This window comes from Desulfolutivibrio sp., from assembly GCF_036584575.1.
Lineage (GTDB): Bacteria > Desulfobacterota > Desulfovibrionia > Desulfovibrionales > Desulfovibrionaceae > Desulfolutivibrio.
Map to the genome: position 1 here is coordinate 33,578 of NZ_JAZHDB010000091.1, position 24,548 is coordinate 58,125.

The 24,548-nt window shown below is 62.1% G+C and carries 22 protein-coding genes; 8 read left to right on the top strand and 14 right to left on the bottom strand.

Annotated elements, in window-relative coordinates:
- Positions 1 to 117 precede the first annotated feature (117 nt).
- From V3572_RS07175 to V3572_RS07240, 14 genes are all read right to left on the bottom strand, one after another.
- A complete protein-coding gene (locus tag V3572_RS07175; protein WP_332110298.1) occupies positions 118 to 744 on the bottom strand; it encodes a nitroreductase family protein in 627 nt (208 codons plus the stop codon).
- Between the two features lie 203 nt (positions 745 to 947).
- Positions 948 to 1,643, bottom strand: a complete 696-nt coding sequence (gene aat / locus V3572_RS07180) for a leucyl/phenylalanyl-tRNA--protein transferase (protein ID WP_332110299.1) — start codon at positions 1,641 to 1,643, stop codon at positions 948 to 950.
- 74 nt (positions 1,644 to 1,717) lie between these two features.
- Entirely contained in the window at positions 1,718 to 4,075 is a 2,358-nt protein-coding gene (gene clpA, locus V3572_RS07185; protein WP_332110300.1) for an ATP-dependent Clp protease ATP-binding subunit ClpA, read from the bottom strand.
- Complete coding sequence (gene clpS / locus V3572_RS07190; RefSeq protein ID WP_332110301.1) at positions 4,076 to 4,390, bottom strand: ATP-dependent Clp protease adapter ClpS; 315 nt, start codon at positions 4,388 to 4,390, stop codon at positions 4,076 to 4,078. It abuts the gene before it with no gap.
- Positions 4,391 to 4,698: 308 nt separating this feature from the next.
- A complete protein-coding gene (locus tag V3572_RS07195; RefSeq protein WP_332110302.1) occupies positions 4,699 to 5,376 on the bottom strand; it encodes a class IV adenylate cyclase in 678 nt (225 codons plus the stop codon).
- Positions 5,377 to 5,431: 55 nt separating this feature from the next.
- Positions 5,432 to 6,502, bottom strand: coding sequence for a protein-glutamate methylesterase/protein-glutamine glutaminase (locus V3572_RS07200; RefSeq protein ID WP_332110303.1), 1,071 nt, complete (start codon positions 6,500 to 6,502; stop codon positions 5,432 to 5,434).
- A gap of 163 nt (positions 6,503 to 6,665) precedes the next feature.
- Positions 6,666 to 7,535, bottom strand: a complete 870-nt coding sequence (locus tag V3572_RS07205) for a CheR family methyltransferase (RefSeq protein WP_332110304.1) — start codon at positions 7,533 to 7,535, stop codon at positions 6,666 to 6,668.
- The gene (locus V3572_RS07210; protein WP_332110305.1) at positions 7,522 to 8,058 is read right to left on the bottom strand and encodes a chemotaxis protein CheW; all 537 of its coding nucleotides are present in this window, start codon (positions 8,056 to 8,058) and stop codon (positions 7,522 to 7,524) included. Before V3572_RS07210 ends, V3572_RS07205 begins: the two co-directional genes overlap by 14 nt.
- Before the next feature lie 16 nt (positions 8,059 to 8,074).
- A complete protein-coding gene (locus tag V3572_RS07215; RefSeq protein ID WP_332110306.1) occupies positions 8,075 to 10,168 on the bottom strand; it encodes a chemotaxis protein CheA in 2,094 nt (697 codons plus the stop codon).
- A 45-nt stretch (positions 10,169 to 10,213) separates the two neighbouring features.
- Positions 10,214 to 10,576 (bottom strand): response regulator, encoded by a 363-nt coding sequence (locus tag V3572_RS07220; RefSeq protein WP_332110307.1) that lies wholly within the window; start codon positions 10,574 to 10,576, stop codon positions 10,214 to 10,216.
- Complete coding sequence (locus tag V3572_RS07225; RefSeq protein WP_332110308.1) at positions 10,551 to 10,904, bottom strand: STAS domain-containing protein; 354 nt, start codon at positions 10,902 to 10,904, stop codon at positions 10,551 to 10,553. The genes V3572_RS07220 and V3572_RS07225 overlap by 26 nt, the downstream gene beginning before the upstream one ends.
- 110 nt (positions 10,905 to 11,014) lie before the next feature.
- Positions 11,015 to 12,844: a methyl-accepting chemotaxis protein gene (locus V3572_RS07230; protein WP_332110309.1), complete on the bottom strand. Its 1,830-nt coding sequence runs from the start codon at positions 12,842 to 12,844 to the stop codon at positions 11,015 to 11,017.
- Positions 12,845 to 13,020: 176 nt separating this feature from the next.
- Entirely contained in the window at positions 13,021 to 13,599 is a 579-nt protein-coding gene (locus tag V3572_RS07235; protein ID WP_332110310.1) for a DedA family protein, read from the bottom strand.
- Between the two features lie 481 nt (positions 13,600 to 14,080).
- On the bottom strand, positions 14,081 to 16,306 hold the full coding sequence (locus V3572_RS07240) for a toxin-antitoxin system YwqK family antitoxin (RefSeq protein ID WP_332110311.1): 2,226 nt from the start codon (positions 16,304 to 16,306) through the stop codon (positions 14,081 to 14,083).
- A gap of 1,091 nt (positions 16,307 to 17,397) precedes the next feature.
- Here V3572_RS07240 and V3572_RS07245 point away from each other — a divergent pair.
- From V3572_RS07245 to flhB, 8 genes are all read left to right on the top strand, one after another.
- Positions 17,398 to 17,697, top strand: coding sequence for a hypothetical protein (locus V3572_RS07245; RefSeq protein WP_332110312.1), 300 nt, complete (start codon positions 17,398 to 17,400; stop codon positions 17,695 to 17,697).
- Positions 17,698 to 17,719: 22 nt separating this feature from the next.
- A complete protein-coding gene (locus V3572_RS07250; protein WP_332110313.1) occupies positions 17,720 to 18,991 on the top strand; it encodes a hypothetical protein in 1,272 nt (423 codons plus the stop codon).
- A 131-nt stretch (positions 18,992 to 19,122) separates the two neighbouring features.
- Positions 19,123 to 19,599, top strand: coding sequence for a chemotaxis protein CheD (locus V3572_RS07255; RefSeq protein ID WP_332110314.1), 477 nt, complete (start codon positions 19,123 to 19,125; stop codon positions 19,597 to 19,599).
- Positions 19,596 to 20,444, top strand: coding sequence for an HDOD domain-containing protein (locus V3572_RS07260; protein ID WP_332110315.1), 849 nt, complete (start codon positions 19,596 to 19,598; stop codon positions 20,442 to 20,444). The genes V3572_RS07255 and V3572_RS07260 overlap by 4 nt, the downstream gene beginning before the upstream one ends.
- Before the next feature lie 124 nt (positions 20,445 to 20,568).
- Complete coding sequence (locus tag V3572_RS07265; protein WP_332110331.1) at positions 20,569 to 21,321, top strand: tRNA lysidine(34) synthetase; 753 nt, start codon at positions 20,569 to 20,571, stop codon at positions 21,319 to 21,321.
- Positions 21,322 to 21,457: 136 nt separating this feature from the next.
- A complete protein-coding gene (locus V3572_RS07270) occupies positions 21,458 to 22,378 on the top strand; it encodes a M23 family metallopeptidase (protein WP_332110316.1) in 921 nt (306 codons plus the stop codon).
- Positions 22,379 to 22,635: 257 nt separating this feature from the next.
- Positions 22,636 to 23,415 (top strand): flagellar biosynthetic protein FliR, encoded by a 780-nt coding sequence (gene fliR, locus V3572_RS07275; protein ID WP_332110317.1) that lies wholly within the window; start codon positions 22,636 to 22,638, stop codon positions 23,413 to 23,415.
- Positions 23,416 to 23,450: 35 nt separating this feature from the next.
- On the top strand, positions 23,451 to 24,524 hold the full coding sequence (gene flhB / locus V3572_RS07280) for a flagellar biosynthesis protein FlhB (protein ID WP_332110318.1): 1,074 nt from the start codon (positions 23,451 to 23,453) through the stop codon (positions 24,522 to 24,524).
- Positions 24,525 to 24,548 lie beyond the last annotated feature (24 nt).

Consider the following 24,548-nt stretch of genomic DNA (forward strand, 5'->3'; position numbering starts at 1 on the left):
CTTCCCGGGCCGCAAAAGGCCGACGCCCCCTCCGGTTCGCCGCAGGGGGCGTTCGCTTTGTGACGGACGGCCGCCGCGAAGCCGCCGGACTCGCCGGGCGGCGCTGGGCCTTTCGGATTACAGGCGGATGGCGGACAGGGGTTTGCGCACGCGGGGAGCGGGGTCGCCCGGGGCCGGATGGCCCACCGCCAGGAGGTTCACCACCCGCAGGGCGGGGTCGATCCCGAACCGCTCCTTGATCGCTGTCTCGTTGAACATGCCGACCCAGCAGATCCCAAGCCCCATCTCCACGGCCCGCAACATGAGAAAGGCGTTGGCCAGCCCCACATTCATGGCCGCCGCACCGAAGCGGGCCATATCCGGGGCGCTTTCCTCATGGGCCACGTAGGCCTCGATGCCGTCCATGGTGTCGCCGGTGACGAGGTTTTTGTCGCGATAAAAAAACGCGGCGGCCTGGGAGTCGCGCACGTAACCGGCCAGATCGGCGCAGCACACGAAGATGGCCGCCGCCCCGGCCAAGAATCCCTGGGAGCGGGTGGCCAGGCTGGTGGCGAAAAAGGCCTTGTCGGCCGGGTCGGTGACCACCTTGTAGCGCCAGGGCTGGGAGTTGAGGCTGGACGGGGCGAGCCGGGCCGCTTCAAGAAGCGAGGCGATCTCGGCCTCGGCAAGCGGCGCAGAGGTGAAGGCCCGCACGCTGTGCCGGGCCAAAATGGCATCCATGACGCCCATTTTCGTCGTGGTCATGGGAACCTCCAGGGTGTTGCGGGACCGCTGCGACGGGCGGCCCCGGGGATTTTCGCCACACGGCCGCATCCGCCCTATCAGGCTTTCGTGGCGGCGTGGCGACGAAAGCCTACCCAGATTCCCGGCGGGCCTCAACCCCGGCCCGAGGCGAGGCCGGACAGCGACAGGGACGCCATCCTGGCCAGCCGGGCGCCGCTTTTCCCCTAAAACCGCCCCTTTTCGCCCCGCCCTGCGCCGTGAAGCCCCAACGCCGCGCGCACAAGCTGCAGAAATTCCTCGCGCGGTATCTCCCGGCAGCCGAAACGCGCCATATGCTCCGTGGTCTGCTGGCAGTCGATGAAGGAACATCCCCGGGCATACAGATGCCGGGCCAGGGTCACAAAGGCCGCCTTGGAGGCCTCGGGCACAAGATGAAACATGGACTCGCCGAAAAAAGCCCGCCCCAGGGCCACGCCGTAGGCCCCGCCCACGAGAACCCCGTCCTGGCGGGCCTCCACGCTATGGGCGAAGCCGGCCCGGTGCAGGGCCACATAGGCCGCGACCATCTCCGCCGTGATCCAGGTTCCGGGCTGTCCCGGACGATGAACACGGGCGCAGGCCGTGATCACGGCCAAAAAATCCGTGTTCAGGGTCACCTCGAAGCGGTTCTGGCGTAAAAGCCGCTCCAGGCGGCGCGGCACATGCAGTTCGGCCGGAAACAGCACGGGCCGGGGGTCCGGCGACCACCACAGGATGGGGCTGTCGTCGTCGTACCAGGGGAAGATGCCCTGGGAATAGGCGGCAATAAGGCGCGGCACGGACAGATCCCCGCCCACGGCCAAAAGCCCGCCGGGCTCGGCCAGGCGCGGCGGCGGAAAACGCAGGTCGCCTGGGTCGTCGGACAGGGCGTAGATGGGCATGGAAGGCCGCCATCAGGTTGTCCCCCACGGGGCCATGACGGCCCCGCAGGAGGAGGATGACAGATGGCGCGGGGTTACTGGACGACCTTGCGGCGGCCGGACTCGCGCGGCACGTAGGTGAAAAGGAAGGACGACCCTTCCGGGGCCACGGCGCTGGCGTCGTTGACGGTCTCGATCCCGGCTGCGGCGTTCGCCTGCGCCGGGGCGTCCGCAGGCGCCGGGGCGTCCACCACGGCGTCGCCGCCCTGGCGCAGGCAGCCGAAAAGCAGCTCGTGGGCCAGGACGTCCTTGATCTCGGCCTGGATGACCCGGGCCAGGGGCCTGGCCCCGTAGGTCGGATCGAAGCCCTTTTTGGCCAAAAGGGCCACGGCGGCCGGGGTCAGGGTCACGACGACCCTGCGGTCGTGCAACTGGTCGTTGAGCTCGCCCAGATACTTGGCCACAATGCGGTCCATGACCTCGGGGCTTAAGGACTTGAAGGTGACGATGCCGTCAAGACGGTTGCGGAACTCCGGGCTGAACAGGCGATCCAGGGCCTTTTTGCCCTGGTCCGAACGGTCATCGGGGGTGTCGGCGTCGCCGAAGCCGATGCTCTTGGCGGACATCTCCCGGGCCCCGGCGTTGGTGGTCATAAGCAGGATGACGTGGGAGAAATCGGCCTTGCGGCCGTTGTTGTCGGTCAGGGTGGCGTAGTCCATGACCTGCAACAGGATGCTGAACATGTCCGGATGGGCCTTCTCGATCTCGTCGAGAAGGAGCACGCTGTGGGGGTGTTTGCGGATGGCGTCGGTCAGAAGGCCGCCCTGGTCGAAGCCCACGTATCCCGGGGGCGCGCCGATAAGTCGCGACACGGCATGCTTCTCCATGTATTCGCTCATGTCGAAACGCACGAAGTTGACGCCCAGCACGTTGGCCAGTTGCTTGGCCAGCTCGGTCTTGCCCACCCCGGTGGGACCGGCCAGGAGGAAGGCCCCGGTGGTCTTCCCCTCCGCCGACAACCCGGCCCGGGAACGCTTGATGGCCTTGGACACGGTGCCGATGGCCTTGTCCTGGCCAAAAATCACGGCCCGCAGCTCGCGGTCCAGGTTCTCAAGCCGCGTCTTGTCCGACCCGGTGACCCGCTGGGCCGGAATCCTGGCCATCTTGGCCACCACCTTCTCCACGTCGGCCACGCCGATAAAGCCGCGTCCGGTCTTGCCCGAGATGCGATGCACGGCCCCGGCCTCGTCGATGACGTCGATGGCCTTGTCGGGCAGGTAGCGGTCGTTGATGTGCCGGGCCGACAGGTCCACGGCGGCCTTGACCGCGGTATCCGTGTAGCGCACGCCATGGTGGGCCTCGTAGGCCGAACGCAGCCCCTTCAGGATGTCCACGGCCTCCTCGCGGCTGGGCTCGGCAATGTCGATCTTCTGGAAGCGCCGGGACAGGGCCCGGTCCTTCTCGAAATGGTTCTTGTATTCCTCGTAGGTGGTGGAGCCGATGCAGCGCAGGGTTCCCGAGGCCAGCACGGGCTTGAGGATGTTCGAGGCGTCGAGGGTGCCGCCGCTGGTGGCCCCGGCCCCCACGATGGTGTGGATCTCGTCCACGAAGAGGATGGCCTCGGGCTTGCCGGCCAGTTCGGACAAAACGCCCTTGAGCCGGGCCTCGAAATCGCCCCGGTACTTGGTCCCGGCCAGAAGCGCGCCCATGTCCAGGGCGTAGATCTCGGTATTGGCGAAGACCGGCGGCACCTCGCCGTTGACGATTTTCAGCGCCAGGCCCTCGGCGATGGCCGTCTTGCCCACGCCCGGGTCGCCCACGAAGATGGGGTTGTTTTTGCGGCGGCGCATGAGCACCTGGATGGTCCGCTCAAGCTCGGGAACCCGGCCGATCAGGGGATCGATCCGCCCTTCCTTGGCCTTTTGCACCAGATTGACCGTGAACTGTTCCAGGGCCGTGGCCCCGGGCTTCTGCTCCGGGGACTCGCCCGGGCGTTGCTCCGGGCCGTCCTGCCGCCAGGGCTCGGCCCCCTGACCGCTTGAGATGGACTCCAGCACGTCCAGGCGGGTGACGCCGTGGGACTTGAGGAAATAGACGGCGTAGGAGTCCTCCTCGTCGAACAGGGCGGCCAGGACGTCCCCCACCTCCACCTGGTTTTTCCCGGCGTTTTGCATCTGCATGATGGCCCGCTGCAACACCCGCTGCACCCCAAGGGTCTGCACCACCTCCGTGGGCGACTCCTTGGGCAGGACTTCCATGTGGTCCAGGAAAAACCGCTCCAGCTGATTTTTCAGACGCACCACGTTGGCCCCGCAGCCGGTCAGGATGTCCTTGCCCGAGTCATCCAGAAGCACGGCATACAGCAGATGCTCCAGGGTCAGGTATTCGTGATTGCGGCGCTTGACTTCCTTGACGGCGTTGGTCAGCACCCTTTCCAGTGTCTTGCTTAACATCTAGACCTCTTCCATGCTGCATTTGAGCGGATATCCGTTCTGGCGGGCCAACCGGCGCACCAGGGACACCTTGAGTTCGGCCACTTCCGCCGTATAGACCCCGCACACGCCGACGCCCTTGTTATGCACGTTCAGCATGATCTGGACGGCCTCGGCCTCGGTTTTGCGGAAAATCCGCATCAGCACTTTGACCACGAATTCCATGGTCGTATAATCGTCGTTGTGCAAAAGAACCTTGAAGCGTTTGGGCTCGCGGACCTCGTCGGCCAGCCCCACTCCGGATTCCTGCTCCTCATTTTGGATCGGTTCGGTCATATCCCGCTTCTTCTGCGATTCAAACTTTTTATATGATAGACGACGCCGCTGCGCCGCACCCTGGGTTTCATAATAAGACTCGGGACGGGTCTGTCGAGGGCGGGCCGGAAAAACGGGCGCTGGCGCCGCCCTGAAGCATGCCGCCCCGGCGAAACGGCCGCTACGGCATGTTCTCGCCCGGCCGCCCCGTCTGTCGGCATATCCCTGTCGCTTTACCGTAAGGAAAATCGCCCCGGCTTACAACTGCGCCCGCACAGGCCGCCCCGTTCCACCGGGCAAGCCCCCGGACGGGCCGGGACGCCGGGCGTTCATTCTTCAAGCGACGGCGCGGCCAAAAGCCGGGCGGCTTGCTCCGGCGGGAAGACGAAGCTGTCCGTCGGCCCAAGCCCCTGGGCGTCCAGATGCTCCAGGTGCAGGTCGTGGTAGGTGGCTGTGCGGGCCGAGGCCGGGTCCAGCCCAAGCCGGGCCGCCCAGGCCGTGATGTCGTCCGGGTCGCCTTCGAGCTCCACGAAGCGGCCAAACGGCAACCGGTCCAGGCAGACGTGCAGGCCGCCCAGCATCCAGGCCTGGCGCACCTTCTCGTAGCGCAGGGCCTCGGCGTAGCCCAGGCCGTGCAGGATGCCCTCCATGGCCGAAAAATCCTCCACCCGGGTTTCGAGCTCCTGGCGCACTTTGTATCCGGCCGGGGCCTGCCCGGGCGCGGGGAGCTTGACGGTCACCACCCCGGAGGCGGCGGCCTGTCCGCCAGGCGAGTTGCGGCGCAGGCGCAGCAGGATGCCTGCGGCCCGCAGGGGACCGGGCGCGACCGTCCCGGCGTCCGGCCCGGCGTCCGGGGAAGCATCCGGCCCGGCATAAGGGGAAGGGGCGTCGAAGACGATGTTTTGCTCGAAGACCACGGGTTCCGGAACCGCACCGGCCTCCGCCAGAGACTGTCGCAGGGCCGAAAACCCGGCCACGGGGAATTTCAGCTCGATTTCCAGAGGCATGGGATATCCTGTGGAAAAAACGTCCTCACCCCTTGCCAGGGCAGGCCTCACCCCGTCAGGTGGCGCAAGCGCGCACCACGTCCGGGGCGATAAGGGTCAAGGACAGGATTCTGTCCGCGCCGCCGCGCTTGATGGCCTCCTGAGGCATGCCGAAGACCACGCAACTGGCCTCGTCCTGGGCGATGGTATAGGCCCCGGCGTCCTTCATCTCCCGCAGTCCCTCGGCCCCGTCGTCGCCCATGCCGGTCATGATCACGCCCACGGCGTTTTTCCCGGCATAACGCGCGGCCGAGCGGAAAAGCACGTCCACGCTGGGCCGGTGCCGCTTGACCAGGGGGCCATCCTTGACCTCCACATGGTAGCGCGCGCCGCTGCGTTTGAGCAGCATATGCTTGTTGCCCGGGGCGATAAGCGCCTGGCCGCGCAGTATGGTGTCGTTGTCCTCGGCCTCTTTCACGGTGATCCGGCACAGGCCGTTTAAGCGTTTGGCGAAGGCCGCCGTAAACTGTTCCGGCATATGCTGCACGATGGCGATGCCCGGGCAGTCCTGGGGCATGGCCTCGAGAAAGACGCGCAGGGCCTCGGTGCCTCCCGTGGACGCGCCCACGGCCACCACCTTTTCCGTGGTCCCGAACATGGCCTTGCCCGTCGGGCCAGGCAACATGGCGTCGGCTCCGAGCTTGGGCTCCACCTTCATGGGGGGGGTGGGGACCAGCCGCTTCATCTTGGCCCGGCCCGCCGCCTTGACCGAATCACAGATGCGGATGCGCGATTCCTCCAAAAACTGCCGCGTTCCGAGCTTGGGCTTGAGGATGATGTCCATGGCCCCGTATTCCATGGCCCGAAGCGTGGTCTCCGACCCGGACTCGGTCAGGGTGGAGCAGATGACCACGGGCATGGGATGCTGGGACATGATCTTGCGTAAAAACGTCAGGCCGTCCATGCGCGGCATCTCGATGTCCAGGGTGATGACGTCCGGTGCCTGCTCCTCCATCTTCTTGGCGGCGGCGAAGGGATCGGCGGCCGTACCCATGACCTCGATCTCCGGATCCGACGACAGAATGTCCGACAGCGTCTGGCGCACAAGCGCCGAATCGTCGACAATCAAAACCCTGATCTTCTCCACCCTTCACCACCCTTTGAAGGCGCTCGCCGCTCTGCGCTGCGCATGTCCGTTTTGTACTGTGACTCCTGCGGCGTCGGCAAATACGTTCTCAATACGTCGAGCCAACTCCGGTCCTGTTCTCCGTCTTTTTACGAAACCCTGCTTGCGCTGCAATGACGCCCTGTCAAGTGCGCCGGTATACGGTGGGAGACACCTGGCGCAGGGGCAGATCCATGCCGGTCAGGCTTTCCGAATGGCCGATAAAAAGGTGCCCGTCCTTGCGCAACTGGCGGCAGAATTTATTAAGCAGGGTCTCCTGCGTGGGGCGGTCGAAATAGATCATCACGTTGCGGCAAAAAATGATGTCCATGGGGTCTTTGAAGCTGAATTCCTCCATGAAGTTCAGGCGGGAAAAGGTCACCCGCTCCCGCAAATCCGGGACGATGCGCACCAGTCTCCTCAGACGGTCCTTGCTGCGCAGGAGATATTTCCGCTTGAGGTCGTAGGTCATGCCCTCCACCCGATCCTCGGGATAGACGGCCCGGCGGGCCTTTTCAAGGACCTGGGAGGAGATGTCCGTGGCCGTGATGGTAAACCGGAACCCCGGGGTTTTTTCGGCATACTCGCTTAAGACCATGGCCAGGGTGTAGGGCTCCTCGCCCGAGGAGCACCCGGCGCTCCACAGCCGCAAGGGATGGACCACCCCGCGCATGGCCACCCAGTGGGGCAGCACCACCTGGCGCATGATGTCGAAGTGCTTGGATTCCCTGAAAAACTCGGTTGTGTTGGTGGTGATGGCGTCGATGAGGTGGGAGAGTTCCTCGGAAAGCCCGGAGGGGCTGAAGAGATAGTCGTTGTATTCCCGAAACGATGGCATGCCGAGCAGGCGCAGGCGCTTTTGCAGCCGGGCCTCGACCATGGTCTTTTTCGATGTCGGCAGCTTGATGCCGCACTCGGTATGGATAAACTCGCTGAAGCGCCGGAAATCCTTGTCGGCCATGCTGACCATGGACGACGGTCTGGTGGACTCGCGCTTGGGCCTAGGCTCCGGCATCGACGGCGACCTCGCGTCCTTCGCTTACGGGTTGCCCCCGCCCGGCGTCGGCGGCAAGCGTCAACTCCTCGGCCGAAAAAACCTTGTTGATGTCCAGGATGACGATGAACCGATCCCCGCTTTTGCCCATGCCGGTAATGAACTCGGCCTTGATGCGGGTTCCCATGCGCGGCGGCGGCTCGATCTGGGAGCTTTCCATCTCGTAGACCTCTTGGACCGAATCGGCCAGAGCGCCAAGCACCGTGGACTCGCCGTCAAGCTCCACCTCGACGATGATGATGCAGGTGTTGACCGTGCGCCGGGTCTCGCCCATGCCGAACTTCATGCGCAGATCCACCACGGGCACCGCCCGGCCGCGCAGATTGATGACCCCCCGGATGAATTCCGGGGTGCGCGGCACCTTGGTGATGGAGGTCAACTCCAGCACCTCGCGCACGGACCCGATGTTTAAGGCGAAGAGTTCGTTTTCAAGGACAAACGTCAGGTATTGATTGTCATTTAAGGTCGTGTCGTCGGAAGCCATAGGCGCTTTCCCCCTTTCAGTTTCCGGATTCGACGGCCGCGCGCAGAAGCCCCGGCACGTCGAGAATGAGGGCCATGGTTCCGTCGCCCTTGATGGTCGCGCCGGACAGCCCTTCCACATCGCGGTAGATGCGTCCCAAACTCTTGATGACCGTCTGGTGTTCGCCGATGACCCGGTCCACCACAAGGCCCACCCGAGAGCCCTCGACGCTGGAAACCACTACCTGTTCCACGTCGGGGGGACTGCCGTCAACATCGAAGAAATCCCGCAGCCGGATGTAGGGAACGATCTCGCCGCGCAGGTTGATGATCTTGTCCCCCTCTCCGGACTCGTCGCGCGGCAGGTCGACGCATTCTTCCACCAGCGACAGGGGCGCCACATAAAACTCCCCGCCCGTCTGGATCTGGAGTCCGTCGATGATGGCCAGGGTCAGGGGCAGGCGCACGGTGATGGTCGCCCCCCGGCCGGGAACGCTGTCGATCTCCACGGCCCCGCGCAGGGATTCGATGGCCCGTTTGACCACGTCCATGCCCACGCCCCGGCCGGAGACGTTGGTTATGGCCTTGGCCGTGGAAAAGCCCGGCAGAAAAATGAGATTGAACAGATCCTTGTCGGAGAGTTCGGCCTCGGGGGGCAGAACCCCGCGTTCCACGGCCTTGGCCCGGATGGCCCGGGCATCAAGCCCCCGGCCGTCGTCGGTGATGCTGATGACCACGGAACCGCCGGAATGCTCGGCCGACAAAAACACCGTTCCCCGGGGGGGCTTGCCGCTTGCACGGCGCTCGTCGGGGCGCTCCACGCCGTGGTCGATGCTGTTGCGCAAAAGATGCACCAGGGGATCGCCCAGGCGTTCGATGACCGTCTTGTCCAGTTCGGTCTCCTCGCCCGAGGTGACCAGGTCGATCTCTTTGCCGAGCTCGGCCGAGAGGTCGCGCACCAGACGGCGGAACCGGCTGAAGGTGGAGCCGATGGGCAACATGCGGATGCCCAGCGTGGAGTCGCGCAGGTCGTCGCTCAACCGCTCGAGATGTTCGGACAGGGCCTTGAGGGTGGGGTCGTTGCCCTCAAGGACGACCTGCTTGATCTGGGACTGGACGATGACCAGCTCTCCCACCAGATCCACCAGATCGTCGAGCTTCTCGGCGGCCACCCGGATGCTCGACGCCGATTCCGCCGCCGGCTCCCGGGCCTTGCGGATCTCGCGCACGGCCTCTTGCTCCACCAGGGCGGCCTCGACCTTTGCCGTGGGCACCAGCCCGGAATCGGCCAGCACGGTTCCCAGCCGCTTCTGGGCGGCCAGGGCCTGGGCCAGATCGTCCGGGGTCAAATCCCCGCGTTCGACCAGGATCTCCCCGAGTTTTTTGTACACCCCGGCATCGGACAAGGTCTCGCCATTGTCGATCTGGTCGATGGTCAGTTCGCAATCGTCCTCGACGAACGCGAACACCTCCTGGATCTGCGAATAGCTCTTTCGCGCCCCCAAAATGATGTCCCACCAGACGTGGCAGACCTCGGGGTCCATGTCTTCCAGGCAGGGGACTTCCTCGGTGTGCAGATAGCGGCGCATGTCGCCAAGCTCGGCCACATCCTCAAGAAAATGGAGCGGATTGTTGCCCGTGGCGTAAAATCCGGGCCCGGGCTTGAAACGGATGCGGTAGGTGGCCATGCCGCGCACGGTCTCCGGCGCCACGACCGGGGATTCGGCCTGGATCGGGGCGGCCGGGGAAAACCGGCGCAGCCCGTCCAAAATGCCCTGCCCCTGCCGGGCGATGACGGGATCCGGCCCGTCCGCCGTGTCGGCAGCCTCAAGAAGCAGCTTGATGTGGTCCCGGGCCGCCAGGGTCAGGTCCAGGAGGGTCTTGGAGACCGGGAGCAGGCCGTTGCGCACCTTGTCGAAGACGGTCTCCACCTCGTGGGTGAAGGCGGCGATGTCTTCGAAGCCGAACATCGCCCCGGATCCTTTGATGGTGTGCATGGCCCGAAAGACGCGGTTGATGAGATCCTGGTCTTCCGGCTGGTCTTCAAGGGCCAACAGCGAGGCCTCAAGCTCTCCCAACAGCTCGCCTGCCTCTTCCCGAAAGGCCATGCGGTGCATGTCGTCCTGGGACATATGGCGTCCTTGTCGCCGGGGAGAAAGCGCCCAGCCTGGCAGTGGTTACCGGAGCACCTTTTTGACCACGGCCAGAAGTTGCTCGGGAGTAAACGGCTTGACGATCCACCCCGTGGCGCCTGCCGACTTGCCTTCCTGCTTCTTGGTCGCCTGGGACTCGGTGGTGAGCATGACGATGGGAATGAATTTGTACGCCGCCTGGGCCCGGATGTTCTTTATCAGTTCGATGCCGTCCATATTGGGCATGTTCAGGTCGGTGATGACCATGTTCACGGCCCCCCTGAGCTTGCCCAGGGCGTCTTTGCCGTCCGAGGCCTCAATGACCGAATATCCCTCTTTTTTGAGGGTGAATCCGACCATCTGCCGCACACTCGCCGAATCGTCAACGGTCATGATCGTTTTGGTCATGCCTCTCCTCGTCTTTCCAAAATTCAGCAAACATGCCGTTTTCCACAAAACCCGACACTCTGACGGCCTGGCGTGCGGCGTCGGACAACGGACCAACCCTCTGTATCCGCTTGGCGTCCCGGGCGGCGCTCAGGCAGGCCGCATGCACCACTTCGAAAAGGCTGGCATCCACGGCCTCGACCCCGGCCACGTCCAGACGCGCCATGTCCGTCTCCGCCAGAAGGTCCAGGAGCTCCCGGCGCAGGGCCGCAGCGTGCTCCACGGTCCAGGCGCCCGTAAGACGCAACGTGACGCCGACATCGTCCCGAAGCACTTCATGCAACCCCATGGCCCCCCCTGATGACAAGTCGCCGCATGCGGCATGATTTCCGCTGTGACGCCTGTGTCTTTCATATCCCAGCCACTCGAAACCAGCAAGAAAGACACCGATGTCCTGAATCAAAAAAGCTCCACGTTGTCGCCCAGGCCACCGGCGTCAGGGGTGGCTTTCGAGCGGTTGTCCTTCTTTTCCGCCATGCCCGCCGCGCCGAACACGGACTCATGCACGTCCCGTTCGGCCTCCATGGTGTATCGGCCAAAGAGTTCACGCAGCCGGTCGGGACGCCTGACATCGCTTTCCACCGGCACGATCCGCTTGGACAGGGCGCGAAAGGCGTCCAGATCCCGCCGCACCGACTCCAGGCGGTCCCCCACCTCCTCGTGGAAATGCACGCCGGAGGCCAATCCCTGCACGGCTTCGCCCAACTCCGCGCTTTTTTCGCCGATTTCGGCGAACATGGCCGTCCTTTTCCGGTTCATATCCCCGATTTGGCCCAGCAGCCCGTCCAGATGGGCCGACACCTCGTCAACCCGGGAGACATCGTAGGAGATGCTGGCGTTGTCCTGCAAAATGTTCGACGATTTGGCCACGTCCCGCAGGATGCGCGACACCTCGTCGGTCTGTTGCCTGGCCTCCACGGACAATCCCTGGATGGCCGAGGCCAGCACCCCGAGGGCGGCGCCCTGCTCCCCGGTGTGGGCGGCCTTGATGCTGGCGTTTATGGCGATAAGCTCGATTTCCGAGCCCACGTCCTCGATTTTGCCCACATACCCGCTCATCTCGGAAATCGTCCCGGCCACGGAGCTCATGATTCCGGCCAGTTCCTCGCCCTTGGCGGCGAATCCGCGAAGCGCGTCCTTGACCTGGGCCACATCCTGCGCCACCCGGCCAAGGTCCGCGCCGCTACGGTCATCCCCCGCGACACCCAGAACCTCGCCCCCGATGGACATGATGCTTTCGGCGATGTCGCGCAAATTTTCGACCAGCGTCTCCACGGCATTGACGAACCGTTCCCGGGCATTGCCCAGTTGGGAACACTGCAAATCCAGCACGTCCCCGATCCAGGCCACCACCTCCCGGTCCTCGTCCCCGAATCCGTCCCGCTCCGTCTCCAGGGGCTGGTCGGCGAACCTGGCCGCCACCACTTGGTCCACGTCGCCCATGGCCTGCTCCACATGTTCCACCTGCTGCCGGACGATATCGTGAAACTGCATGGACAACACCGCGCTGGAGACGTTTTCGGTGACGGTCCTGGTCTTGTCGGAAATGGTCTCGGACAGGGCGGCGGAGGTGGCGGCCAGCCTCGAAAGGGTTTCGATATTCTCATGCAGTCCGCCAAAAATGACCGAGGAACAACGCTCCTGGCTGTCCACGACGGACTTGGTCTTGACCTCGGCCTCATCCACCAGTCCGCGCAACGCCCGGTTGCGCTCGTTTATCTGTCCGGCATAGCCGATGATGTTGGCGGCCAGCTTCTCCACGTCGTCGGACAGGGTGCTGAATCCCAGGCCCTGGGTTCCCAGCCGGGCGCTTTCGATGCGCGTGGAGATGCCCAGCATGGACAGTCGTTTCACAATCCTGCCGAATTCGCTGGAAATCTTCTCCAGATCGGCCACGATCCCGCGGACGGAGGTCAACTCCTCCAGGCTCTCCCGGCTGTTGCCCATCTCGCACACGCCGGTCATCTGTTCGAGTTCCGTGGAGAGGTTGCCCAACACCTCATCCATGGATTCGCCGGAGGTCGTGGCGGCCAAGGCGGCGGCGCGTTCGGCAAGTTCCTCGGATTTGGAGCGTAAATGGTGCAGGCGCTCGCCCAGGGAAAGAAAATCGCGCTCCCTGGCGGCGACAACGCCGCCAAGCGAACGCCCTGCGGCGTGCATGAGGCTGCGGCACTCGCGGAAAAAGCCGCTTGGCGCGGGGAGGGAGGCGCCGGGTTCCTTTTTTTCCATGTCTACCGCTTCCGGAATCGCCCGGGAGGCAAACCACCCGATTCCGTGGTCAGGGGAAGGCAGGGATCGCACAACCGCACAACGTCACAGCCATGGCCACCCTGTTTTCAGGTCGCTACGCGACAGGGCGGTCGCTTCCGTTATCAACCCGGCGAGCGGAAAGAGTCAAGGCGGGATCACTTCTTACGCAACATTTTCCTGATCCAGAAGAGAAGGACCACCAGGGCGATGACCCCGAAAATGATGAGTTCGACGTTATGTACCTCTTTGAGAACGCTTTCGAGCACGTTCTCCAGAATATCCCCGAAGAGGTAACCGATGCAACCAAAGGCCACGGCCCAGACAAACGCGCCGATGGCATTGAGCGCAAAGAACTTTTTGACGGAAATATCCGTGGTGCCGAGGATGAAGGGGGTCAGGTTGCGCAGGCCGTAAAAAAACCGAAACGTCAGGATGAGCACTTCGTGGTACCGCTCAAGGAGCTTGTGTACCCGGGCGGCCCGCTCCTGCCATTTTTCCCTGCGCTTGAGAAACCGGTTGCCGAAATACCGGCCGATGAAAAAGGCCGCTTGGTCGCCGGCCAGGGACCCCGCAAAGGCCGTCAGGATGATCCCGTGCAGGGACAGCCCGAAATTGCCGGTCTGCACCGCGAACCCGGCCAGAAGCAAGATGGTTTCCCCTTCGAGAAACGTGCCGATGAAAAGGGCCAGATACCCGTAGTTTCGGATGACTTCCTGCAAAAACTCAAGTGACATGGCGTGGTTGCGCTCCAATCGTGGTCTGGTGGCGAAAAATGGCGAAGCCCACCGGGTCGAGTAAGCCCTTCGCGGGCGCATGTCCACCGCGCCGTGATGACAAAACGGCCGCAAAACGATGGCGTCCTCCAGATCATCGTGCCAGGGGCCGAATTCAAGGGACGTTTCACCTTGTTGATGGAGCGGTTGATCATCGACGCGTTGACCGAGTGCGCCACGCTGACCGGGGCGCGTGGCATCATGACGAGAGACTCTGGGACGCCGTCTGGGGCGTCATGGAAAGGGCCGCGCCCAGGGGCCGGGAACGCGACCACCCAAGCATGCGCCCGGCGCGACGGGGAGATCGTCCATGACCGGTTCCACATCATGAAGCATGTGAGCGAGGCGGCGGACGAAAGGGGCGCCCCACGGGCAACCCGGAAGCGCCATACAAGGGCCACCCCGCCAAGAGTGGCCCTTCGTGGTCAGGGACGGGGCTCGTTTACTCGGCGCAGTCCACATACACCGGATCCCCTCCGCAGGTTGGAAAATTGAGGCATTCGGGGCCATAGCCCTCGCGGTAAACATACCACAGCCCGATGCCATACCCGCCTGCGCAGTAGTTGCCTTTCGTACGAAGCGTTCCATCCTCAAAGTACTCCGTATACAATCCCTGTTTGGAACCATTAACGTATGTAAACTCTTTTTCGAGCTGTCCGTTTTCAAACCATGATTGGTACTTTCCATGGAGAATGTAATCTTCATTCATGTGGTAGTGTACCTTTTTTTTCCCGTTCTCGTACCACTCAATCTTCATATTTGGATAACCGTATTCAATGTCGTAGCAGAGTACATGCGATGGATCGGTGCAGGCCGCATCCCGGTATGTCTCTTCCGCCACCCGATATCCTTTGGTGAGATGCGTCCAAATCCGTGTGTGGGAGTTGATCTCCATGGGCCATCCTGGCGGAACGTTGAGGCAGTACTGCGGTTCGCCCTGGACCTTGATCTGGACGGAGGCTGTTTGCGCCTGTCGATAGGGATGGGTGGAATCCCCGTTGGACGCCACCGCAACGATGATATCCTTCAGGCTGGCGGTGAAGTGGATGGGTTTTCTCGGGATGAGGGGGCCAAGCCGGGCGAAACCGCCGGAGCCGCCCGTTGCCTTGTACAGGGCATAGGTAATTTCCGGCGCCTCTTCGGAAACAGCCACCCAGTTCGTGTCCCCGGATTCCAATTTGTTGAGGACAACCCTCCACACCCGTCCGGAAAAAGGTTCGATGTCATCGACGAATATCGCGTAGGGCGTGTAATCGCCATTTTCGTTTTCGAGATAGTGGGTGCGACTGCCGGGCAGGGGCTGCCAATTGGCATACCCCGTATTCCGGGACGCGGTTTTTTCAAGAAAATCTGTCCAGTTGGAGGATATGGTCGCCATGCTGCCCACGGTGTCGATAAGCGCCCCAAGGTCGGACAGGCCGGAACTCCCCGTCCCCTGGTCCTGGACAGCGCGCCACAGGTCGTAAACGAAGCTGTTGCTGCCGCGCCTGTCGCGCAGATAGCGCAGAAAGCCCGACGCCCAGTAGCCCAGGTTCTGGATGTCGCCGCGTTTCGCCCCCACGCCCAGGCCGTGATTGAATTCGGGCAGGGCGTTGATGAAGACCTGGGAGACGTAGGATCCGGAGTCCAGCATGACGCCCTCGAACCAGACCGACGAGGCCTCGGACAGCATGAGAAAGTTCGGCGTGCTCCAAGGATGGCGAATGGCCAGACCAGAGCGTGGGTTGTACAGATTCTGGATGATATGGAAGTATTCGTGTCCTACCGTGACCTTAAGGCGCTCCAGTTTATCGGGAGTGCAGATGTTGAAGTTGATGTTCATGTACTGGCCGGCCTTTCCGGAGAGCGGCACTCCAGCCTCGCCGTCGGTATCGCCCATGCCCTTTTCAACGGTGATGTTCACCGGGGTCTGCAACCTGTTGGCGGAAAAGCCCATGGCCGTCAGTTTCGTACGGGCCAGTTCGGCAAAGTTGAGTATCTGCTGTGGAATATCCTCGGGATATGCTGCGATGGAGGCCGGATAGTAGAGGCGGAAATGATCGCTGCGCAGGGTCTCGAAGCCGGTGATGCGCCAAAAGGTCGCTTCCCGGTGGGTCGGAACATTCTGTTTTTCCCCGTTGCTCATCCCGGCCCCGGCTCCGGATTCGCCGTCGTTCGGGGCGATATCGACATAGAGCTTGCCCGCTACGACTCGTCCGGTGACGATCGCCGGGCGGCTGTCGCTCCGATCGGCGTCCACCACCAGACTTTCGGCCAGGGCCACGGGCATTTCCCGATCCGATCCGCCGACCTGGCCGAGGCAGATGGTAAGGGCCTTGTTCCAGCCTTCGGCGTCCACCCGCAGTTTCCAGATCAGGGACTGGGGGGCGCCCAGGAAGTCCGGCTTGGAGGATTGTCCCGTGAGCGAGAGTTCCGTCACGGACGAAAAGGCGCCCGCCGGGACTTGCACGGACACGGTATCCACGGCCAAAACGCCCCCCGCCGCCCCGATCACCCCTTTCGCCGAGGGCCTGGCGTTCGCGGCTATGACGGGGACCATCAACAGGAGGGCGTCGTCGCTGGTCTGGGCATGGGCTGGCCCGCTCAGATATCCTGAGAATAGCAGGCAATGGCACAGGACGGACAACAGTGCGGCGGCAAGGCTTTGCTTTGATTTGCGCGGCATCATGGGTACCTCGTTTTGTATTGCCGATGACCTCTGCTGAGCGATTTCCCCTGGCCTGAATGCAGCCACCCATTACACATCTTGCAGACATTGTTTATACTAATCCAGGCAAAGCCAAGAACCGCAGCACGCAACGGGTTGAGAACTGTGTTGGCAAAAGCAAAAAGAAAGAAGGAAATTTCATCAAGGATGTTCAGGTCGCAACCGCTGGCCGAGCTGCCCTCGGCCTGTTTGCCTGCTATCCTCTGGGTTCGGCCTCTCACCATGCACGGATCGGAGAAGTTATATTGGGAAACATGACGCATTTGCACAAGTTTGCCAACTCAAAAATGGGGCAGTGGGATCCTTCGGGAGACGCTTAGGAGGATAATTATCTGGAAAATAGAGGGATTCCTGGCTGAGACAGGTGTAAAAAGAATTTGCACCCCCTGCACATCTGTTCGCTAGACCCGGAACGCCTCTTCGCGTCCGACCTTACCTGGCGGGGCAGCCCCCCCCTGGGGCAGTGCGACATTCGACAAGGAGCTCCCAGCACTCGTCGTCAGCGCCGAAGAGCGCCTCACCGGCATCCTCACTCACACCCTTTTGGAATGGCTCTCTTCGTGGCAGCCGTTGGCGGTTGTCTAACCCATTGATTTCCCAAACCGCAGGGTTTGCGAAAAGCCTCGGTTGCCGTGGGAGTCAACTGTCTTCGCGAACAGAGCCTTTGGAATTGCACCGTGCTTTTGCCATAAAGCGTCGGCAAAAGAAGGAACCGGTTGCGCCGGGGTTCAACCTTTGGCACACTTGAAACGTCGCCGGTCTCATTCCGGCCGCCCTGCGCCCACCGTCGGCGCAGGCCGTGGGCGGCGGCCCGGCGCGACATAACCCGGCAGTCTTTTTCGGAACGAATGGGTATGGACAACTGGTTTGGCCCGCTTGTTTTTGGGATCGCGTTTACCGTATTCGCGCTCTTGCTCTTTTGGATTCGCTTTCGCATTGAACGGAAGGACGATGATCGATCACAACGAAAAAGGCGCAACGACCTTGATCCACAGTAACGCTGCCGCTGTGCATCCCGGCCGGTCCTGGCGCGACACCTGCCCGGCTCGCCCATGATCCCGTATGACGACCTTCACTACATCCTCGGCCTTTTTCTCATCATTTACCTTTTTTACTATGCCTTTTTCGTCAACCGACACCGTTTTCTGATCAAATACGACGACGAAGACTACATTCGCTATGAACGCATGACGCTTCGCGAAAAATCACACATGACCGACGAGGAGATCGACGATTTCCTGCGCGAACGCAGGCGTTGCAAGAACAGGTATCACGTCTACAACATGATTTTTTTCCTGATGTTTGTGGCGGGTTTTTTCGTCTTCGTCAAACTGCTGGTCCAAAAAACCTGACGGCCCCATGGGAGGGCCTCGTATGCACGACCACCGTCTTGCGCTTCGCCGCGCCATCTCCGCCTGCGGCCTGTTCGTGGCGCTCTTCTTCCACGCCCCGGCAGGAGCCCAGGATCTTGAGCCCCTGCTCCTCGTCCCCTCCATTACGGGAGCCCGGCGCCGCGACAGCGACGGCGATGGGCTTCCGGACGTTTGGGAAACCCAGGGGTACACCGAAAACGGCGTTTTCGTGGACCTCCCGACCATGGGGGCCGATCCGAAGCGCAAGGATCTCTTTGTGTGGATGGACTACATGGTCCGCCCCGACAGCATAAGCCTCGCCCCATCCCAGACGGTCATCGATCGCATCAAGGCGGTATTCGCCAACGCCCCGGCGCAAAACCCGGACGGAACCACCGGCATAAGCATCCATCCGGTCCTGGGCAGCCAGGTGACCTATGTGCAAACCCTGGGCGAAGCGGGGGATTACACCAAGGTCTGGTTGCAATTCGACTCCCTGAAAAACGATTTCTTCAACCCGGCCTACGCCAAGGCCTTCCGATACATGATCTGGGCCAACTCCTACAACCAGGATACGTCCAGCGGCCTGGCCCGGGACATCCCGGCCGTGAACTTCCTGGTCACCCTGGGCGAATGGACCACCCCCGGCGGCACGGACTGGGAAAAACAGGGCACCTTCATCCACGAACTGGGACACTGCCTGGGCCTGACCCACGGCGGCACGGACCACGCCAACTACAAACCCAATTACCTCAGCATCATGAGCTATTTTTTCCAGACATCCGGATTGTACATCGACGGCCACTGGGGCGATGCAGGCTATCCCCTGCATTTCGACTATCAGCGGATGAACACGCCAAGCCTCAACGAAAACCACCTGGATGAACGTCTCGGCATGACCGGCGCCGACGATCTCTCACGCTACGGGGCCCTGTATTATTATTTCAACAGCACATGGAAAGAAGCATTTGCGGCAAATGCGGCGGGACAGATCGACTGGAACAAAAACGGCGTCATCGAGGCCGATGTGGCGGCGGACATCAACGCCAGCGGCGGCTATTCCGTTCTCAGCGCCCAGAACAACTGGCCCAACGTCAATTATAACGCCAACGGCCAGATTGGCCCCAACAGCGACACCGCCGTGGCCAAAGCCCGGCGGACGGCCATCCCCGACGAGTTGCGCCACGAACTCGACAACGAAACCAACGAACGCCTCAAACGGCTCCGCCAGGAGTTGACCCCGCCGCCGTCCGGGACCGCTACCGGGCCCGCAGGCGACCCCACGGCCCGCTAACGGGAGGCGGCGACCACCAGGGTCTTGCGCTCCGGGAACCGACCCCTGCTTGTCTCCGGCTCCGATTGCGGATATTGCCGAAACCCAAACCCGCGCGAGGATGAAAGGAGCGCATCGCTTTCAACCCAGCTATGGAAATCGTCGTCGGCATCTCGGACATGCGGATCACCAACCGCCCAAACCAGATCCTGGTCACCCATTCCCTGGGTTCCTGTCTGGGACTCGTGGTCTTTGACCCCGCAACCGGAGTGGGCGGCCTCATCCATTGCCTGCTCCCCGTGGCCCGGGAGGCCCGCGAGGGAAAAACCCTCAATCCCTGCATGTACGTCAACACCGGCGTGCCGCACATGATCAAATCCATGTTCGCCAAGGGGGCCAAGCGGGAGCGTCTGGTCATCAAGGCCGCAGGCTGCGGCCGGATGATGAACGTCTCCAACTCCTTCGATACCGGTGCGGCCAACCTCGCCGCATTGCAGAAACTCCTGGACCACAACCATCTTCGCCTGTCCGGTTCCGACGTGGGCGGCTCCATCCCCAGGACGGTTCGCCTGTACATGGATTCCGGGCGCGTGGTGATCAGTTCCTGCGGGAAAAGCTGGGAAATATGAAACGCCAAGAGATCATCGCCAAGGCTCTGGCCGTGCCGCAAATGCCCATGCCGGTACAGAAGATCATGTCGATCATCAACGATCCGGACGCCACCATGATGCAATTGGCCAGGTTCATCGAATACGAACCCGGCCTGACCGTCAACCTGCTGCGCATGGCCAATTCCGCGTTCTTCGGCGGCCACGGCATGGTGACCACGGTCAAAGACGCCATCATGCGCCTGGGGATGCAGCGGGTCTACCAGATGGTTTTGGCCTCGGGCGTGGCCCCCTTCGCCAAATATGAAATCAAGGGCTATGGCCTGCCCCCCGGACAGCTCCTGGAGCATTCGGCGGCCCTGGCCGTGGCCTCGGAGCATCTGGCCGGGGAGCTCGGCCTGACAGCCCCTCCCCACACCTTCACCTCGGGCCTTTTGGTGAACATCGGCAAGGTCGTGCTCGGGGCGTTTCTGGCCGTGGATGCGGAACCGATCATGGAAATGGCCTATTCCAAGGGAATCCCCTTCGAAAAGGCCGAGCGGGCGGTACTTGGCATCGACCATGGGGAACTCGGCGCGCTCCTGCTTGAGCATTGGAAGCTCCCCGAACCCATCGTCTACGTGGTCCGGCACCGGCTTGCCCCGGACGCCGCCCCCGTGCGCGACCTGGCCCTGGATCTGGTCCATGCCGGGGACGTCATCGCCAAGATGACCGGAATCGGGCTTGGTTACGACGGCATGCACTACGCCCCCAGCGAGACGGTGTTCGCCAGGCTGGGACTGACGGCGGAACACATGGAGCGGGTCATGGAGAGCTCCATCGAACATTTTTCCGAAATCCGCGACATCCTTTTGGGCACGGAATGACCGTGCGCCCCGGACTCCCGCCGCGTCCCGCCTGCCGGGATAGCGCTCCCCCCGGGCTTCGCGCCGCGGCAAGGCCATGGAGATGACGGACGCCATACGAGCGGGCCGCAGCGTTGCGGACGACATGCGGCTTCAGGACAAAAATCCGTCCTACGCCCAGAAATTCTGCATCGCCAAGGCTGGAAAGCTGCTCATGCACACCGGGGGCCTCGTCCCCGGGGCGCGCGTCGGCGTCGCGGTCTCCGGAGGCGTGGACAGCATGGTGCTTTTGCGGGTCATGCGGGCCCGCCAGCGCATCGTGCCCTTCGCCACAGAGCTTATGGCCCTGCACCTCAATCCCGGCTTCGATCCGGCGAACCATGCCCCCCTGGCCGGATTGTGCACGGCGCTTTGCATCGCCGCCCACATTGAGGTCACCGACCACGGGCCACGCGCCCACTCGCCGGAAAACCGAAAAAAATCACCTTGCTTTTATTGCGCCTGGTTGCGCCGCAAACGCCTTTTCGAGCTCTGCCGCCACTACCGGCTGACCCATCTGGCCTTTGGGCACAACGCCGACGATCTGGCCGCCACCTTTTTCATGAACCTGTTCCAGGGCGGACGGGTGGACGGCATGTCCGCCCGGGAATCCTTCTTCTCCGGACGGTTGACGGTCATCCGGCCCTTGCTGTTGGTAGACAAAAGACAGATCCTCCGGGCCAGCCGGGAGTGGGAACTCCCCGTCTGGGAAAACCCCTGCCCCCACGCCAAGCGTTCCAAACGCCTGGAGATCGCCACCTGGCTGACGGAGCGGTTCGCTTCGGATAAAAAATCCCGGACCAACGTCGTAAACGCCCTTCGCCGTTGGCAACTTGACAAGGATGCGGCCGACCGATAGCGTTCCACGGTCTGTGAAGAGCCCTTAAGGGGCCTTGCCTTTTCCGGAGCGCTCCGGGAGGCGCCCCCTCCCGGCCAACCGGTTTCATTTTTTTACAAATCCATCAGCGCGATCCGTTTGAAACGGTACACGCGGCATGGCCGCAAGACGACACAACATGCTTCGCGATTATCAAATCGTCATTTTCAAAGACCAGCACGGCGTCTACCGAAAACTGCGACTTCGGGGATGGCTCTTTTTTCTGACCCTCCTGGCCATTGCAGCCATGGTGGCGGCCAATATCGTGCTGCTGTCCTATTATGGCGACTACACGCTCAAAGAGCACGAGCTGGCCGCCTCAAAAAAAACCGTACAAGAACAAACATCCCAACTGCTCAGCCTTTCGGAAAAAATAAAAGGCATCGAGACCGATCTGCAACGCATCCGGGATTTCGACGCCAAACTGCGTCTCATGATCAATCTCGACCAGGAACCACGCAACGTCAGCCCCCAGCAGGCGGAAGGCGACCAGGACTTCACCAAAAAATACATCCCCCTCTACCGCCAGGAGATGTTGGCCAGGAACCTTCACAAATTTTTGCACGACCTGGGCGCGCAGGCCAGTCTGGAAAAAACCGGGCAGGAAAAGCTCCTGGCCCTTTTCAACGAAAAAAAGGATTATTTGAGCTCCACCCCGGCCATCTGGCCCACCCAGGGGTGGATCTCCTCGGAATTCGGCGAACGCGTCTCCCCCTTCACCGGGCGCAAGGAACTCCACAAGGGCCTGGACATCAGCACCACCCTGGGCGCCCCGGTGTACGCCACGGCGGGAGGCGCCGTATCCTTCGTCGGCGATGGGCAGGGCTCCGGCCCGACGGTGACCATCGAGCATCGCGGCGGCATCTCCACCAGCTACAGCCATCTGCGCGAATTCACCGTGTCCCAGGGCCAGTCCGTCTCCCGGGGCGACATCATCGGCTACGTGGGCGATTCCGGCCGCAGCACCGGGCCGCACCTGCATTACGAAGTCCGCGTCAACGGGGTTCCGGTCAACCCCATGCGCTACATCCTCAACTGACCTCCGCCCTCCCGGCCAAAGCCCCACCACGCCGCCTCAGAACAGGGGCCGAGTCCGACCCTGAAGCTGGCTGTTCTTGCTGGCGCATCAAGGTGAGCTGGCGCCCGCCACGCAGATGGATGTTGAGATAACAATTTGAATGTCTTCTTTGTTTCGTAGATGGCGCCAGCGTCATGGTGAAGGCCTGGACACCGCGGCTCCGGCCGGAGGCGCCAGGCGTCCGGCCGGGCTGGTCCGTTTTTTGCTGTCCCGGCGGCATGGATCTTTTCAATTTCGATCCCGCCACCATCTTCAGCTTTTTTCTGACGCTTCTGCGCGTCAGCCTGATCCTGTTTCTGTTGCCCGTCTTCGGCGGCTCCATCCTGCCGACCCCCATAAAAGGCGCCCTGTGCATCGTGCTCAGCCTGGCCATCTGGCCCAAGCTGTCCTTCCCCGGGGTTCTTTTGCCCGGCAATCCCTGGATGATCGCACTGATGCTCTTCGGGGAAATCATCATGGGCCTTTTGCTCGACGTGGTGGTGCGGTTCCTGTTCGCGGCGGTCCAGACCGCAGGCCATTACATCGGGTTTTCCATGGGATTCGCCATGATGAACGTGCTCGACCCCCTGACCGGAACCCAGGAACCCATCACCGGGCACCTGCTCTACCAGACGACAATGCTCATCTTCCTGACCCTCAACGGGCACCTGTTTCTGCTTCAGGCCATGGGGGACAGCTTCCATCTTGTCCCGCCCGGGGGCCTTTTGATCAATCCGGAACTTGGGGAAAACATCCTGATGTTTTCCTCCCACATCTTCACCCTGGCCCTCAAAATCGCCTCCCCGGTCATCGCCTCGCTGTTCCTGGTGGATCTGGCCCTGGCGCTCATTTCCCGGGCCGCTCCGCAGATGAACGTCCTTTTCGTCGGTTTTCCCTTGAAAATCGGCGTCGGCTTCCTGTTTTTGATCCTGATATTTACGACCTTGGCCAGATATGTCGGCGACTACATCCTGGAAATGGGCGTCATCTACAACGCCATTCTGAAAAGCTCGGGATGATGGCCCGATAAGGCCGCATCGCACAAGGCGCCGCCATGGGCAAACAAGAAGATCCGAGTAAAACAGAAAACGCGACACAAAAACGCGTCGGCAAGGCCAGAAAGAAAGGGTCTGTCGCCAAAAGCCAGGAACTCCCGAAAATCATCGTGTTGTTCGTCGGGCTCATGGCCCTGAACTTCTTCATTGTCCGGATGGACCAGGAAATGCGGGAGATATTTATCTGGGCCTTCAAAACAGGATTCACCACGACCATCACCGCAAGCGGCGTCTACGAAATCATGGTCATGATTTCCAAAAAGCTGGCCGTCATGCTTTTGCCCATCATGCTTTCCATTGCCGTGGCCGCCTACATCACCCAGCGCATCCAGGTCGGCAAGCTGTGGTATTCGAGACTGTTCAATCCCGATTTCAGCCACCTCTTCAATCCCATGGCCGGCATAAAGCGGATTTTCATAAGCACGGAAACGCTTTTCCGGCTGGGGAAACAACTGGCCCAGGCCACAGCCATCGCCGTGGCGCCTTATCTGGTGCTCAAACACGAATTCGCCAACTTCGTCCCCCTGTTTTACCAGACTCCCCAGGGATTTGCGACCTATCTCCTGGGGACCGGCATGACCATGGTGCTCTATGCCCTGGTTCCCATGGTGCTCATCGCCATAGCCGATGTCTGGTATTCACGCTGGAGCTATTCCGAAAATCTCAAAATGAGCAAAGACGAGGTCAAGGACGAACGCAAACAGGCCGAAGGCGATCCTCAGATCAAGGCCAAACAGCGGCAGAAAATGATGGCGATGATGCAGAAACGCATGCTGGCCGACGTTCCCAAGGCCGACGTGGTCATCACCAACCCCACCCATATCGCCTGTGCCCTGCGTTACGACCCCATGGTCTCCCCGGCCCCCCTCCTGTTGGCCAAGGGGCTCGACCACCTAGCCGAAAAAATCAAGGAAATCGCGCGGGAACATCACATCCCCATCCGCGAAAACAAACCCCTGGCACGGGCCTTGTATAAGTCCGTGGAAGTCGGGCAGACCATCCCCCTGGAACTGTACCAGGCCGTGGCCACCATCCTGGCCCAGCTTGACAAATTCCGGCGAAAAAGCCGCTAACACGGGCAATCGACAGAACCACCA

What these genes read in the sequence shown, in the direction of transcription:
- V3572_RS07260 (WP_332110315.1), top strand. Translation starts at nt 19,596, where the DNA reads ATGAAACGCCAAGAGATCATCGCCAAGGCTCTGGCCGTGCCGCAAATG.
- V3572_RS07205 (WP_332110304.1), bottom strand. Translation starts at nt 7,535, where the DNA reads ATGCCGGAGCCTAGGCCCAAGCGCGAGTCCACCAGACCGTCGTCCATG.
- V3572_RS07220 (WP_332110307.1), bottom strand. Translation starts at nt 10,576, where the DNA reads ATGACCAAAACGATCATGACCGTTGACGATTCGGCGAGTGTGCGGCAG.
- V3572_RS07255 (WP_332110314.1), top strand. Translation starts at nt 19,123, where the DNA reads ATGGAAATCGTCGTCGGCATCTCGGACATGCGGATCACCAACCGCCCA.
- V3572_RS07225 (WP_332110308.1), bottom strand. Translation starts at nt 10,904, where the DNA reads ATGGGGTTGCATGAAGTGCTTCGGGACGATGTCGGCGTCACGTTGCGT.
- clpS (WP_332110301.1), bottom strand. Translation starts at nt 4,390, where the DNA reads ATGACCGAACCGATCCAAAATGAGGAGCAGGAATCCGGAGTGGGGCTG.
- V3572_RS07230 (WP_332110309.1), bottom strand. Translation starts at nt 12,844, where the DNA reads ATGGAAAAAAAGGAACCCGGCGCCTCCCTCCCCGCGCCAAGCGGCTTT.
- V3572_RS07245 (WP_332110312.1), top strand. Translation starts at nt 17,398, where the DNA reads ATGATCCCGTATGACGACCTTCACTACATCCTCGGCCTTTTTCTCATC.
- V3572_RS07175 (WP_332110298.1), bottom strand. Translation starts at nt 744, where the DNA reads ATGACCACGACGAAAATGGGCGTCATGGATGCCATTTTGGCCCGGCAC.
- aat (WP_332110299.1), bottom strand. Translation starts at nt 1,643, where the DNA reads ATGCCCATCTACGCCCTGTCCGACGACCCAGGCGACCTGCGTTTTCCG.
- V3572_RS07270 (WP_332110316.1), top strand. Translation starts at nt 21,458, where the DNA reads ATGGCCGCAAGACGACACAACATGCTTCGCGATTATCAAATCGTCATT.
- V3572_RS07195 (WP_332110302.1), bottom strand. Translation starts at nt 5,376, where the DNA reads ATGCCTCTGGAAATCGAGCTGAAATTCCCCGTGGCCGGGTTTTCGGCC.
- V3572_RS07215 (WP_332110306.1), bottom strand. Translation starts at nt 10,168, where the DNA reads ATGTCCCAGGACGACATGCACCGCATGGCCTTTCGGGAAGAGGCAGGC.
- fliR (WP_332110317.1), top strand. Translation starts at nt 22,636, where the DNA reads ATGGATCTTTTCAATTTCGATCCCGCCACCATCTTCAGCTTTTTTCTG.
- V3572_RS07265 (WP_332110331.1), top strand. Translation starts at nt 20,569, where the DNA reads ATGCGGCTTCAGGACAAAAATCCGTCCTACGCCCAGAAATTCTGCATC.
- clpA (WP_332110300.1), bottom strand. Translation starts at nt 4,075, where the DNA reads ATGTTAAGCAAGACACTGGAAAGGGTGCTGACCAACGCCGTCAAGGAA.
- flhB (WP_332110318.1), top strand. Translation starts at nt 23,451, where the DNA reads ATGGGCAAACAAGAAGATCCGAGTAAAACAGAAAACGCGACACAAAAA.
- V3572_RS07250 (WP_332110313.1), top strand. Translation starts at nt 17,720, where the DNA reads ATGCACGACCACCGTCTTGCGCTTCGCCGCGCCATCTCCGCCTGCGGC.
- V3572_RS07235 (WP_332110310.1), bottom strand. Translation starts at nt 13,599, where the DNA reads ATGTCACTTGAGTTTTTGCAGGAAGTCATCCGAAACTACGGGTATCTG.
- V3572_RS07210 (WP_332110305.1), bottom strand. Translation starts at nt 8,058, where the DNA reads ATGGCTTCCGACGACACGACCTTAAATGACAATCAATACCTGACGTTT.
- V3572_RS07240 (WP_332110311.1), bottom strand. Translation starts at nt 16,306, where the DNA reads ATGATGCCGCGCAAATCAAAGCAAAGCCTTGCCGCCGCACTGTTGTCC.